The sequence below is a fragment of the Proteus myxofaciens ATCC 19692 genome (assembly GCF_001654855.1).
Taxonomy (GTDB): domain Bacteria; phylum Pseudomonadota; class Gammaproteobacteria; order Enterobacterales; family Enterobacteriaceae; genus Proteus; species Proteus myxofaciens.
Map to the genome: position 1 here is coordinate 1 of NZ_LXEN01000100.1, position 12,822 is coordinate 12,822.

Annotated in this window: 11 protein-coding genes; 7 read left to right on the forward strand and 4 right to left on the reverse strand. The window is 32.5% G+C overall.

Annotation, left to right across the window (positions count from 1 at the left end; genetic code table 11):
- The first annotated feature begins 1,461 nt into the window (after positions 1 to 1,461).
- Positions 1,462 to 2,316, forward strand: a complete 855-nt coding sequence (gene rpoH / locus M983_RS10715) for an RNA polymerase sigma factor RpoH (RefSeq protein ID WP_066750211.1) — start codon at positions 1,462 to 1,464, stop codon at positions 2,314 to 2,316.
- A 92-nt stretch (positions 2,317 to 2,408) separates the two neighbouring features.
- On the forward strand, positions 2,409 to 3,551 hold the full coding sequence (locus M983_RS10720; RefSeq protein WP_066750213.1) for a glycerate kinase: 1,143 nt from the start codon (positions 2,409 to 2,411) through the stop codon (positions 3,549 to 3,551).
- Here M983_RS10720 and panM read toward each other — a convergent pair.
- Both panM and M983_RS10730 read right to left on the reverse strand, forming a co-directional pair.
- Positions 3,524 to 3,946: an aspartate 1-decarboxylase autocleavage activator PanM gene (gene panM, locus M983_RS10725; protein ID WP_066750214.1), complete on the reverse strand. Its 423-nt coding sequence runs from the start codon at positions 3,944 to 3,946 to the stop codon at positions 3,524 to 3,526. The two genes, M983_RS10720 and panM, sit on opposite strands and share 28 nt — an antisense overlap.
- On the reverse strand, positions 3,943 to 5,142 hold the full coding sequence (locus M983_RS10730) for an MFS transporter (protein ID WP_066750216.1): 1,200 nt from the start codon (positions 5,140 to 5,142) through the stop codon (positions 3,943 to 3,945). Before M983_RS10730 ends, panM begins: the two co-directional genes overlap by 4 nt.
- Positions 5,143 to 5,259: 117 nt before the next feature.
- On the opposite strand from M983_RS10730, the gene M983_RS10735 reads away from it, so the two are divergent.
- The gene (locus M983_RS10735; RefSeq protein WP_066750219.1) at positions 5,260 to 5,724 is read left to right on the forward strand and encodes a MarR family winged helix-turn-helix transcriptional regulator; all 465 of its coding nucleotides are present in this window, start codon (positions 5,260 to 5,262) and stop codon (positions 5,722 to 5,724) included.
- Positions 5,725 to 5,764: 40 nt separating this feature from the next.
- Here M983_RS10735 and loiP read toward each other — a convergent pair whose 3' ends face one another.
- A complete protein-coding gene (gene loiP / locus M983_RS10740; RefSeq protein ID WP_066750221.1) occupies positions 5,765 to 6,517 on the reverse strand; it encodes a metalloprotease LoiP in 753 nt (250 codons plus the stop codon).
- A 513-nt stretch (positions 6,518 to 7,030) separates the two neighbouring features.
- Here loiP and M983_RS10745 point away from each other — a divergent pair.
- Positions 7,031 to 7,750 (forward strand): glycerophosphodiester phosphodiesterase family protein, encoded by a 720-nt coding sequence (locus M983_RS10745; protein WP_066750222.1) that lies wholly within the window; start codon positions 7,031 to 7,033, stop codon positions 7,748 to 7,750.
- A 158-nt stretch (positions 7,751 to 7,908) separates the two neighbouring features.
- On the opposite strand, the gene M983_RS10750 is transcribed toward M983_RS10745, so the two are convergent.
- Positions 7,909 to 9,105 carry a cyanate transporter gene (locus M983_RS10750; RefSeq protein WP_066750224.1) on the reverse strand — a complete coding sequence of 399 codons (1,197 nt, stop codon included), beginning with the start codon at positions 9,103 to 9,105 and terminating at the stop codon, positions 7,909 to 7,911.
- Between the two features lie 828 nt (positions 9,106 to 9,933).
- Here M983_RS10750 and M983_RS10755 point away from each other — a divergent pair.
- From M983_RS10755 to M983_RS10765, 3 genes are all read left to right on the forward strand, one after another.
- A complete protein-coding gene (locus M983_RS10755) occupies positions 9,934 to 10,182 on the forward strand; it encodes a helix-turn-helix domain-containing protein (protein ID WP_066750226.1) in 249 nt (82 codons plus the stop codon).
- A 95-nt stretch (positions 10,183 to 10,277) separates the two neighbouring features.
- Positions 10,278 to 11,036: a prepilin-type N-terminal cleavage/methylation domain-containing protein gene (locus tag M983_RS10760; protein WP_157091954.1), complete on the forward strand. Its 759-nt coding sequence runs from the start codon at positions 10,278 to 10,280 to the stop codon at positions 11,034 to 11,036.
- A 78-nt stretch (positions 11,037 to 11,114) separates the two neighbouring features.
- Complete coding sequence (locus tag M983_RS10765; RefSeq protein ID WP_074388166.1) at positions 11,115 to 12,737, forward strand: type II secretion system protein; 1,623 nt, start codon at positions 11,115 to 11,117, stop codon at positions 12,735 to 12,737.
- The last annotated feature ends 85 nt before the right edge of the window (positions 12,738 to 12,822 follow it).

Here is a 12,822-nt window from a genome sequence, read left to right on the forward strand (position 1 = left end):
TTTTTATTTTTTTAATTTATTTTTTTTATTTTAAATTACTCATTATTGTAGTAATTGTTACTTTTTATAATTTGTATGATTATCTTTTTTAATTTTATTAAATTGGTTAAATAGTACTATTTTAATAAATTTTTTATATTAGTGTGTTCCTTGTTTTTTTGATGGCTATATTTTATTTTTTTCTATTAAAAATAGATTTTAATAATTTTTTGTATTGTATAAATAATTCTATTCGTTTTACTTTATTAAGAATCGACTATTAAAAATAAAAAAATTAACTAATTCATTACATACCATTAACCTGGCATGTGCGAAATTGAAAGAAGTGGAGCATGAGAGTGTATGTAAATGGAAAAATAATGTTTATTTTCATGTAAGTAAAAAGAATGAAATTTGTTTTTAAATAATATGTTTATTTTAATAAGAAGAAATGTTAAAAATAAATATTTAGTTAAAAGTGAAGAATGAATAGATTAATTAATATTCATAATACGTTGATAGTTCCTTGTTCAAGGATATTATTTTGGAAAATTCATTACTGCTAATATGGATATATTGATATCTTCTTTATCGTTAGTACCATGACTTTTTAAATCAGACCAATAAGATGCGTTTTCTCTAAAGATGCTTTTTTCTTTGGTCAAATTGAAAATTTATTGCACTACCATGTCATTTTTTTGATTAAATAATAATCTATTTTTGTGTGTCAGATATAGAGTAATATCTAAACTGTCTTTTATGTCTGTTCTTTAATTAGTTAATAATTTAATGGCATTTATACGGTAAATTGTAGCGCGCCTTTTATTAAAATATATTATATATTTGTAATGCTAAATTTAGTTAATTATCTTTTTTAATTAAAGCCTTTAGGTTTTATATTTGTATTGTTACATTTTCGATTAAAAATAAATCATCTTTTTATGACTATCTTTTTTTGTGGTTTAACTAGTTTTAGGTGTAAAACATTCGTTTTTCACTATGATTACTATTCTCACTAACAATCTATTAAGTATTAACACTTAATTAAAATGAGTCAATAATATAACAAAACCATAGTCTGCTACGTTAGATTGCTCGTTTTCATCATCAATTCCATAGAGTTGATGTTCTATCGTTTACCATGAGAAACAACCATCATTTTTTACTTTATTTGTAATCGTTTCTTTTATTCTTTTTATATAGACCTCCTACCTAATTTATCAATGTCTTGTTTTTAGGATAATGGTATGATATTGCGCAGTGAACACTTCAAAATAGTTGTTTTGAGCTTGGTGGTTGGAAAAGTACAAAGATATGTAAACATAGATGCGATATGAACCTTTAGCCTCTATGCTGGTCAAAATATCGTTAAAAAGTACTTATCAGAAAAAATCTGATTTACTTATCATTTGAGCTATATTTATAAAGCTTATCTTTTTTCTAACCGTTGTTAATATTGACTTGATTTTCATGAGGATTTGAATGACAAAAGAAATGCAATCCTTAGCATTGGTTCCGCAAGGCAGCATTGAAGCGTATATTCGTGCAGCCAATTCCTATCCGATGTTAACCGCAGAGGAAGAGAAGGAACTTGCTGAACGGCTGCATTATGATGGTGATTTGGATGCTGCAAGAAAACTAATCTTGTCACATTTACGTTTCGTTATTCATGTTGCTCGCGGTTACTCTGGATATGGTTTACCACAAGCTGATCTTATCCAAGAAGGTAACATTGGCTTAATGAAAGCGGTGCGTCGTTTTAACCCTGAGGTCGGGGTACGATTGGTCTCATTTGCAGTACATTGGATCAAAGCCGAAATTCATGAATATGTATTACGTAACTGGCGTATTGTGAAAGTAGCAACCACCAAATCACAACGTAAACTTTTCTTTAATTTAAGAAAAAATAAAAAACGTTTAGGTTGGTTTAACGAAGATGAAGTTGAGTTAGTTGCTAAAGAGTTAGGCGTATCAGAAAATGATGTCCGCGAAATGGAATCAAGAATGTCAGCGCAAGATATGGCATTTGATATGACTGCTGATGATAGTGATGATTCACATCCTGTTGCTCCTGTTCTTTTCTTAGAAGATAAAGCATCTGATTTTGCTGATGGTATAGAAGAAGATAACTGGGATAATCACGCAACAGATAAGCTAACCAATGCGATAAAAGGCTTGGATGAACGTAGCCAAGATATTATTCGTGCACGTTGGTTAGATGATGATAACAAATCTACTTTACAAGAATTGGCTGATAAATACGGTGTCTCTGCTGAACGAGTCCGCCAACTAGAAAAAAATGCGATGAAGAAATTGCGCTTAGCGATTGAAGACTAATCACATTTAGGCAAAGAAAGCCTATCAATAAAAACCAGTATGTTATAAAAGCGATATGAAAATATCGCTTTTTTATTGTGTGGAGAAAAATCGTGAAAATTATTATTGCGCCAGATTCTTTTAAAGAAAGCTTAAATGCAAAAGAGGTTGCTGAAGCAATAAAACAAGGGTTTTCACGACATTTACCCCATGCGCATTATCTTTGCATACCCATGGCTGATGGTGGTGAAGGCACAGTTAATTCACTTGTTGATGCAACAAAAGGGCATTTTATTACAACAGATGTTACAGGTCCAATAGGTAACAAAGCCACTGCACAATGGGGTATTTTAGGTGATAACACGACTGCTGTTATTGAAATGGCACAAGCTTCAGGTTTACATTTAGTCCCTACTCATCAACGTTGTCCTAAAGTAACAACAAGTTATGGTACTGGTGAGCTGATTAATGCAGCACTAGAAAAAGGGGTAAAAAAAATCATTTTAGCGTTAGGAGGGAGTGCGACAAATGATGCAGGTGCTGGAATGTTACAAGCACTAGGTGCAAAACTCAGTGATAAAGAGGGAAGATCTTTATCTTTTGGTGGTGCTTCGCTAGCAAAACTGGTTTCTATTGATCTTTCTTTATTAAATCCAAACCTAAATCAGGTTGAAATAGAAATTGCATGTGATGTCACAAATCCACTTTGTGGTAAACAAGGTGCATCGGCTATTTTTGGTCCACAAAAAGGTGCAACGCTTGAGGATATTGATTTACTGGATAATGCATTACATCATTTCGGAACATATCTTGAAGCGTTAACCCAGCGTTCACTAATTAATATAGCAGGAAGTGGTGCTGCCGGTGGTTTAGCAATACCATTATTAGCCTTTACTACAGCATCATTAAAGCCAGGAATTGAATTAGTTGCAAAAGCGGTAGAGCTTGAAAAACATCTTTTTGATGCAGATTTCGTTATTACAGGTGAAGGTAGAATGGATAGCCAATCTGCTCAAGGCAAAACACCGATTGGTGTTGCTAAATTGGCTAAAAAATATCATCTACCCGTTATTGCATTAGTAGGTGGTTACTTACCTGATTATGGTATTGTTCATCAACAGGGTATTGATGCTGTTTTCTCTATTGTGCCAGGTGTTTCAACACTTTCTGAAGCTTTGACTTATGCGCAACGCAATCTCAGTGAAACGGCTTATAATATTGCCCGACTCTATTCTCTTTCTGCTAAAGAAAAGTGATAAACCTCAGGTTGTTCGCTTGATGTGCTGAATTGATGATAGTCTAAAAATAAATGTGCAATATCATAGCCACTTTCTTTTGCAGATAAGCTAACTGCTTGCCAGTTTATGATTTCAGGGTAAGCATTTACGCATTCTGTTAATAAATAATGCCCTACACCACGACGACGGGTCACTTCTCTTACAACAAAATCAGTGATTAATGCGTTATCAGCAGATATTTTTACTCGACAAGCAGCAAGTAATCTATCATTAAATCTAGCAACAAAAAGTGCATTTTCTTGTGTAATCGGCGCAGTTAGTGCATTTTGATAACGTTCATTATGCCAAATTTTTGCTAAATCAAGATTATCTTGTATAGAGGGTTGAGTTAATTGCTCAATAGTGAGTTTCATTCTATCTTTCCGTTAGTTTGTTGTTTGTTCTTTTTTAATGACGACATTAAAGTTTTTAGCGTAAAAAGCAATGCAAAACTCGTGAATAAGACACAAGAATAAAACACATACTGATATTGACCATCAATCACTAAATAAGCGCTAATAATTGGCCCTGTAGCCATACCGCAATAACGAATAAAATTATAAATACCCATAGCTGTTGCTCGCGCTGAACTAAAATAGCCTGTTAATAATGTGGTATGAGTTGGCATTGTTAATCCTAACGATAGGCCATATAACACAGTTAATCCCAGCATTATAGAAAGTGATAACTGCCAAAATAAGGCAAAAAGAATAAGCATTGCTAGATTAATACAGGAGGTAATAATAATGCCGTTTTCTGCACTAAAAAGAGGACAAATTCGACGATAAAGATAACTACCTAAAATAAGCGCGATAGACATAGGTAGATATAGTGCACCTATTTCTGTGCTATCAAGCTGATAAAGATGAAATGCAATGAGTGGCAAAAACACGAGTAAACAGAAATAGTTATAAAACACCATAAAGCTTATCACAAAAACAGATTGCCCTTCAGGAGCAGACAATACTTCTTTCATTGTCATCGTGCTTTGTTGTTGATTTGTACATTCTGGACGCGTTTCAGGTAAGAAGAATAGATGAATAAGTAATGTCATTGCACCTATCACAGCGAGAAAGACGAAAATACCTTGGTAATGATAATGGGATGCTAGATAGCCTCCTAATAATGGGCCACAAGCTGGCGCAAGAGCGAGTAACATTTGATAAGTGCCCATTGCTTTTGCACGATCATTACCTTGATAGATATCACCTAAAATAGTTGCTGCAACAACGGGAATTGCCGCGATACCTATTGCTTGGATCACTCGCCAAAATATCAATAACTCAATAGAACTAGACCAAACACAGCCTAAAGCACCAAATACAGAAATTGCCAATCCTAATAATAAAATAGGCCTTCTTCCCCATATATCAATGAATATACCATAGACCAGTTGCATCACTGCCATTGTCAACGTAAAGAGTGAAACGGTAAGATTAATCAGTGGTAATGTGGTATTAAATTGTTGCTGGATCAATGGAATAACAGGGGTATAAATATTTTGTGCTAAAGATGCTATTAATGCACTAAAGCAAACAAGGTAAAACAGATTACGTATTGATAGATTCATTTTATCACCTTTTATAAATAATGTTTCCGTGGAAACAAAAATAATAATAGCGATATTTTGAATATTGTAAACCGTTTTGATATTATTTTTAAAAATATATTTTCCAAGGAAACAAAAATGAAAAAAGAGAAGGTGACGACAAAAACATTAATCAAAAGTGTGAGTGATTTTTTACAGCTTAAAGATGAATACAATAATGAAGCCTATAAAAAACTATTAGAAAAGAATGGGTTAGAAAAATATTCACTAAGTGAATTACATGTTATTCACTGTATTGGTGAAGAAAGCATGAGAAACCTGACCACTATCAGTGAATATATGTCGATGACACGAGGGGCGGTATCAAAAATTTGTCAGCGCTTACAAACAAAAGGTGCCATTGAAAAAGTAAAAATGGTCGATAATCAAAAAGAAGTTTTTTTCATTTTAACGGCAGAGGGGTTACGCCTTTTTCAAACACATGAAGTATTACATCAACAATCTGAGGCAAAATGGGAAGCATTATTAGACAAATATAATCATGATGAAAAAGTGATTATTCAACGATTTATTGAAGATGTGATAAGTCAGCTACGTCGCTAATTAAAAACCCCCATATCATAAGACACAGGGGGAAATTCAATTATTTTTTATCTTGTGTAATACGATTACGGATATTATCAGCACGTTCTTTTGAAGGTGGATGAGAGTCAAACATGCTTGAATCACCACCGCCTAATTTAGCGAGTTTTTCAAAACCTGTGACTAAACCTTCGGTGCTAACACCCCGTTTTTTCAGCAGATCATAAGAGAAATTATCAGCTTCAGTTTCTTGATGTTGAGAGAACTGCGCGTTGACTAATTTTTCGCCCATTTCAGCAAGTTGTGAATTGCTAAGTTGCGCTGCAACACCGCCTGCTGATGCTGTCGCGGTACGAGCTGCAACTGTACCATAGGCAACTTGCATTGCTTTACGTGTATGACCTAATGCAACGTGCCCCATTTCATGACCTAATACGCCTTCGACTTCGTTATCTGTCATCATATCCATCAAGCCACTATAAACGCGCACACAACCATTTGCCATTGCCCATGCATTAACATCTTTAGTCATATACACTTTATAGTTTACAGGCGTGCCATTGACTTCATTGCCTAAGGCTTTTGAAATGTTATTTAGACGTTTTACATAGGTACTATTAGCAGGAGCTATTTCATTTTGGGCATCCATTTCTTTGCAGGCTTCATTTGTTAATGCTTTAACATCATTATCATTTAATGTAGCTGCTTGATATAACTGAGTACCAGATTTAGTCAGCATTGCAGTATCAAAATTTTGACAACCTGCAAGTAAAGCAGTTGATACCATTACTGTAGCAAGTAATTTTATTTTCATTGTAGGTTAAGTCCTTTTTTTGCTTAGTCGTTTTATGTGATTATAAAATATGTGAGCAAAAGGATAACAGTGGTCATCAATAGGTGCAATATACTGAATCTGAATAGCATTCCTAGTTTATTTTATTTGTGAAGAAATAATAAATTTATTATTTTAAAAATAAAGGATTCATTTAAATATTCTTATAAAAAAATAAGAATAATATTAAAGATATCATAATGAGATAATGATAAACGGGTTTTACACAAAACGAAAATTTTTCAAGGAAGATAGTTTGAATTACTCTATTTATGTTAATTTCACTAAGCGATACTGTTGATGATAAATTTTTTAAGAGAAATATTATTCTATTAATTAATCCTCATTTATTTTTCTATTTTTTAGATAACCGATTAAAATAACAATATTTTTTCAGTGTACTTCAATGACGGTCAAGAGGATAATAATTTTACTGTCAAATTGCTGTCATAAAGGGTTGTCATGATAGCGGAATGAATAAAAAAGGAGAAACAAATGAAGATAGCTGCCCACAGAGGATTTTCAAGTAAAGCCCCAGAAAACACATTAGCTGCTTTTAAAATGGCGATTGATTTTGGATGTGAATGGATAGAAACAGATGTGCAATTAACCGCTGATTATGTTCCTGTTCTTATTCATGACAAAACGGTAAATCGTTGCACGAATGGGCAAGGTGCAGTCCGTTTTCATACATTAGATGATTTACATCGCCTTGATGCTGGCAGTTGGTTTAGCTCACTTTATCAAGGTGAAAAAGTACCATCTTTGCGTCAAGGATTACAGCTAATTAAACGTTCTGGTACGAAACTTAATATTGAATTAAAAACATGGCCTGATGACGATATTGAACGATTATGTTTGGCTGTTTCTGATTTAATAAAAAGTGCTGATATTCCTAATGAGCAAATCCTATTTTCATCTTTTGATACTGATGCATTAATTGTAATGAAACGATATTTACCTAATATTCGCCGTGGGCAATTATGGGATGATATTCCTGATGATGCTCTTAATGTTTTAAATAGAATAGAGGGTTTTAGTGCACACTGTGATTATCGATATTTAACACGTCAACAAGCTGAAATGCTAAAACAAGCTGGCTATGCCATATATTGTTATACACCCAATGATCCAGAAGAAGTTGCAGATTTTGAACAATGGGGTGTTGATATGCTTATTACAGATAAACCAGATGTATATTTGAATAATAGATAGAATAACCTTAAAAAATTAATGATATTAATCGTTTTATTGAGATAAATTAAATTCAATGATTAAACTATGATTATTTTTATATTTAAAATAGCATTACATAACGTAAATAATATTAGCGCCTAATGTGATAAATAATGAGGCGCTAATCTTTTTTGCCATTAATCTCTAGGAGGATGATTTTTAGGATAAGCCTTTGCATAATGGCGAGGATTTAAACGAGAAAATAAAAGCATTGCAAGTGCCACTAATACGGCATGGAATGCCCACGCATAATGAAAACTACCATCATCTTGTCGTAACCAAACCGCAACTAAAGGCCCAAAAGCGGCAATAATAAATCCTCCACCTTGCATCAATGCTGATAATGTTCCTGCTTCAACAGGATTAGGAATATGATCTAATGCCACTATCATCATCACGGCAAAACACCCGCCTAAACCCCCACCCAAGAAAAGACTCCATATGTAAGGAGCACTCATTGGCGCCATCATGATGGCTAAAAAACCTATCATTTGGCTAGCTAAAGTAAAAAGGAGCCAAAATCGTCGATCATGATTTCTTGTGGCTAAGAAAGGTATAATCAATGCGGCTGATGCTTGAAAAAGCGAAAGAATAGCCACTAATGAGCCACTTTCATCGCTAGGCATGCCCAACGATTGATAATAAGGTGCTAGCCATGCCACAACAGAGGCATAACCTGCATTCACAAAACCAAATCCTAATATTAATACAGCCGTTCTTGGTCGCCAGATTAACGTATTTAGTGAAATTTTATTTGACTGTGTTAATCCCTTCTTAATTGAAAATGTAATGGCAATAAAAGCAAAACTAGCAGGAAGTGCAAACCACGCTAGAGCATGTTGCCAATGTCCATCTAATTCAGACAATATAGGAGAAAGCTGAGCACCTAATGCGCCACCCCCCATGAGCATTGCAGAATAAAGTCCCATCATAATGGGGGTTCGTTGGCCAAACCATGCTTTAATAATCCCTGGAAATACGGCTTGAATATAAGCCACGCTTAAACCACAAAATAATGCAGTCATAAGTAATTGATTGCCAGTTGAAACATACGCACGTGAAAATGAACCTAATAGCAAGATTAACATGGCGATTTGAAGCCCTGTTCTTGCCTGAATAGTAGATTGGAATAAGGGAACAATAAGTGCTCCCGCTCCCATTAAGATCATCGGTAATAAAGTAAGAAATGAAACTTGGCTATAACTCATTCCTGTTGAGGCAATAATGGCATCAATGATAGGGCCTGTAGACGTAAGAAAAGGGCGTAAGTTAATGCCAACAAGGACAATAGTAAGAACAATCAGCCATGTTTTTTTTCGTTGTAAGATAGTCACTGTTATTCCTTAATAGTTATACGTATTGCCAAGTATATAGGTGAGAAAGGTATAAAGAAAATCGCGAGTTCATTTTTAAAAAATTCTTATAATTAAATACGTTATTGGAAAAAATGATTTAATAACATATTAATGTTAGGCGTTTATAATTATTCATAATATACGCACTTTACATGTATTTTCTAACTGAATGACAAAATAAGAACAGCGATAAATAAATAATGATAACTATAGTTATTAATAAATAATTTAGTTTAGTATTGGATTTGTTTTTTCAGAATAAAAACAGTTTTTTTCTATTGTTTTTAAATATTTATCTTTAGTTGATTAATAAGGTTAAATATGATTTTCATATAGACATTTTATACTGTTTAATAAGCTTTTAATTAGAGTTTGTTTATCTGAATTAAAGAGTATAGACGCGCTTTCTTATAAAGAAATATTTAGACTTATTAAAAAAAAATTTATTAATAACTATAGTTAGGATTTATTTTTTTATAAAAAAATGGATACCTTAAATAGTAGTACTCTATATTAGATAAAGATGTATCAGGATATTTCTAGTTATGTTGAGGGTGAAATATAATCAAATAAAACAATAAAGTTGTTAATATAATGTTATTGTGTTTGATGTGTATTTTTATTTAATAAAAACAAAGTGTTGTGATGTTTTTTTAATATAAAATGAAAGTATTTTATTCTAAATTAACGCATCTAATAGGTAAAAATAGTAAAAAAATTAATTTTTAATAGGAATTACCAATTTTGATATTATGAATTTGCTCTCTATGATTCACGCCAATTAAGACAACTCGGTGGTTAGAGAAAATGAAAAATAAAAAAAAAAAGATAGATATTAAAATTGGTCACTTCATTAGGCAAAGAAGATTAGTATTAGGATTAAATGGAAAAGACTTGGCTGAGAAATTAAATCTTAGTCAACAACAGATCTCTCGTTATGAAAGAGGTGAGTGCTCATTTTCTTTTTACACATTAATTCTATTTCTAAAAGCACTTGATGAAGATATAAATAATTATATTAAGTGTTTCGACTTTGAAAGTTATCTTAATAACTAAGATAGCCTTCAATTTTTCATGATATTAAAAAAAATAATATATGGATTTTTCATATATCGCTCGCGATTGTATTTTACTAAAAAATAGGAATAAACATGTCTGTAAATAATCAAAAACCTCAGTTAAAAAGAATCTCCTTAGCTGAAAAAATGAAAAATTTTAAGCTGTTAAAAAAACAGCGTGGTATGACACTTCTAGAAATCATTATCGTACTGGGAATTATCGGTACTATTGCAGCGGGTGTGGTTGTACTTGCACAACGTGCATTTGATAGCCGGGCTATTTCTGACGTGGTTACGAATACAAATACAGTTCGTGTTGCAATGAAAGATGCTTATCAACGTGCAGATCAGTACCCTGAATCATCAGGTGCGGCTTCTAGTTATACTGTTGAAACTATTAAGGATGCTACTTCAAAAGAAGCGATTGCTCGATTAGTTCAGTTAGATAAAATCTCTACTGATGAAGCGCGTAATAATATTTCTAATGACTTCTATAACGTGGGTGGCGCGCAGACTGTTGCTAACGGGAAAATGAAAGGTTTCTTTATTGAAATTAACGGGTTAGATCAAGGTCAATGCCGTAATATTGTTTCTCAAGCGGGTAATCAATGGGATTATGTTGAAGTTGCGCAAGCCGCTGTTGGAAAATACAGTAAAACAAAAGCTGTTGATATGTCTGTTAAACCAGTAATAACTGCAGGCGAAGAAGCAGGAGATGATAAACCAGCAGTACCTGCACAAGCAATCCTTCGTTCATTAAATGCAGAAGGTAATGTGAATATTAGCCCAGATTTAATTGCACAAGTATGTGATAATAATTCATCTAACGCCGTTATCTTAGGTAGCCGTTAATCCTATTAAGTCATTTAGTTAATTTTTAATTAAGATAGAAATACAGGTCTGCTGTATTTCTATCTTACGAGATATCACATGAAGTCAAACAGAGGATTTACATTATTAGAACTAATAGTGGTTATTGCTATTATTGGTATCATGGCAGCGACATTAGCGAGGTATTTAACTAAAGTTGCTGATGAAAATTATAGAAAAATGGTCACTGATGCTGTTGTAACTGAAGTTTCAAATTTTTATCGTCTTATTAATAATTATAATATTTATGTCTACCAGAATAATTCTGAACCTGAAAAGGACGATATTATTTTACAACGAAATCCTGTGTATGATTTAAAATATGAACCCACATTAACTTATGGACAAAGGGTTACTAACTATATTGATGACGATATCAGTGAAAGTAATTATCAAACATGGACGGATGATAAAGGAAATTACACGGATAGAAGTATTTATACCAATAAAATATGTAATTTTAAAAATACAAGTGTAGATAATAGATTTGCTTTTAATACCGTTGATGATTTTTTATCTTGTAATATTAGTCCAATCATAAAAAACAGTGAATTCACATTAGAACGAATTGATTTACAAGGTAATCAAGAAAATAGAGATATTTATCGAGTTGATTTTTTCCTGGCATATCATCCAGAGAGCAGCGATAACAAACTTGGTTTTGAAGCTTATACAAAGCATTTTATTGAGTCATTTAATCAAAAAGGACTGATTTATGATTCAGCTAGTATTATTTATAGGCCTGCAAATACAACAGCTATAAATAAATGGCAACTTATGCGTGTAGGAGATAATCGAGGAGCAAAAATAATAGAGTTAGGTGATACAATTTCATATATTACTAAATTCGAAAAAAATAAAAATTATGGTATTCGCTTTAGTTTTTACACCGATATGAAGAAGATAAAAGATAATGAACTATTAAAAGCAGATGGTTCTGTTTTTGCAGAAAAATTGTGTTGGAGTGAGAAAGATCAAGATATAGGGCCTTGTATTTCACCTTATAATAACAAACTGGATGAAAACAATAAATTATTAATCACCAGTGGAAATAAAAATAAAAGTGATCAAGCGCCAGGGTTATGCTGGAGTAAAGATAAAAGTCATCTTGTTAACTGTTTAGGTATGAAGAAAGATGAAAAAGGTGATGACTCATTATTATATTTGACCTCAGTGACAGATAATAATCAGGAAAAAACGGGTACGTTAGTTTCTAATATTATCATGCATGATGAAGAAAATAAGGAATATTATACACCTGTTAGAGCAATGTATTTAAATTTCAAGGGTGTTTCAATTCGCCAAGCTGGATATAATGGCGATTATGCTAATGAAAATGGAAATATTATATTAAAACAGCAGGAATGCCCAATTAATCCAATAGATGGAAAAAGTAAATTATATCCAAGATTAAGTGCATCAATATCATCATTTGTTGGATTTAAAAATAAATCAGATAAAGTTGAAGGAATGAATTTGTCTTCTCAAAGTCAGACAAGAGAAACAGAAAATTATGATAATGCATTAACGGGTAGTGTTATTCTCCAAATTAATCAAAAAAATGATAATTGGTATATTACATCTACAGTATCGGAGAGCGATACAAATAAATTTGATGTTTATGCAAACCCTAAATCTGTATCTATTATTGCGCTTACATGGTGTAGTTCTGAACCTCAATAATATTAGACAACTTAAATAGAGTATATGATGAATAATTTAATTAAAATTTGCGGAATATTACTATTATTTTCTGCTGGCTCAACTG

Excerpts from the sequence above, each read along its gene's own strand:
- rpoH (WP_066750211.1), top strand. The coding sequence starts at position 1,462 with ATGACAAAAGAAATGCAATCCTTAGCATTGGTTCCGCAAGGCAGCATT.
- panM (WP_066750214.1), bottom strand. The coding sequence starts at position 3,946 with ATGAAACTCACTATTGAGCAATTAACTCAACCCTCTATACAAGATAAT.
- M983_RS10730 (WP_066750216.1), bottom strand. The coding sequence starts at position 5,142 with ATGAATCTATCAATACGTAATCTGTTTTACCTTGTTTGCTTTAGTGCA.
- M983_RS10735 (WP_066750219.1), top strand. The coding sequence starts at position 5,260 with ATGAAAAAAGAGAAGGTGACGACAAAAACATTAATCAAAAGTGTGAGT.
- loiP (WP_066750221.1), bottom strand. The coding sequence starts at position 6,517 with ATGAAAATAAAATTACTTGCTACAGTAATGGTATCAACTGCTTTACTT.
- M983_RS10745 (WP_066750222.1), top strand. The coding sequence starts at position 7,031 with ATGAAGATAGCTGCCCACAGAGGATTTTCAAGTAAAGCCCCAGAAAAC.
- M983_RS10755 (WP_066750226.1), top strand. The coding sequence starts at position 9,934 with ATGAAAAATAAAAAAAAAAAGATAGATATTAAAATTGGTCACTTCATT.
- M983_RS10760 (WP_157091954.1), top strand. The coding sequence starts at position 10,278 with ATGTCTGTAAATAATCAAAAACCTCAGTTAAAAAGAATCTCCTTAGCT.
- M983_RS10765 (WP_074388166.1), top strand. The coding sequence starts at position 11,115 with ATGAAGTCAAACAGAGGATTTACATTATTAGAACTAATAGTGGTTATT.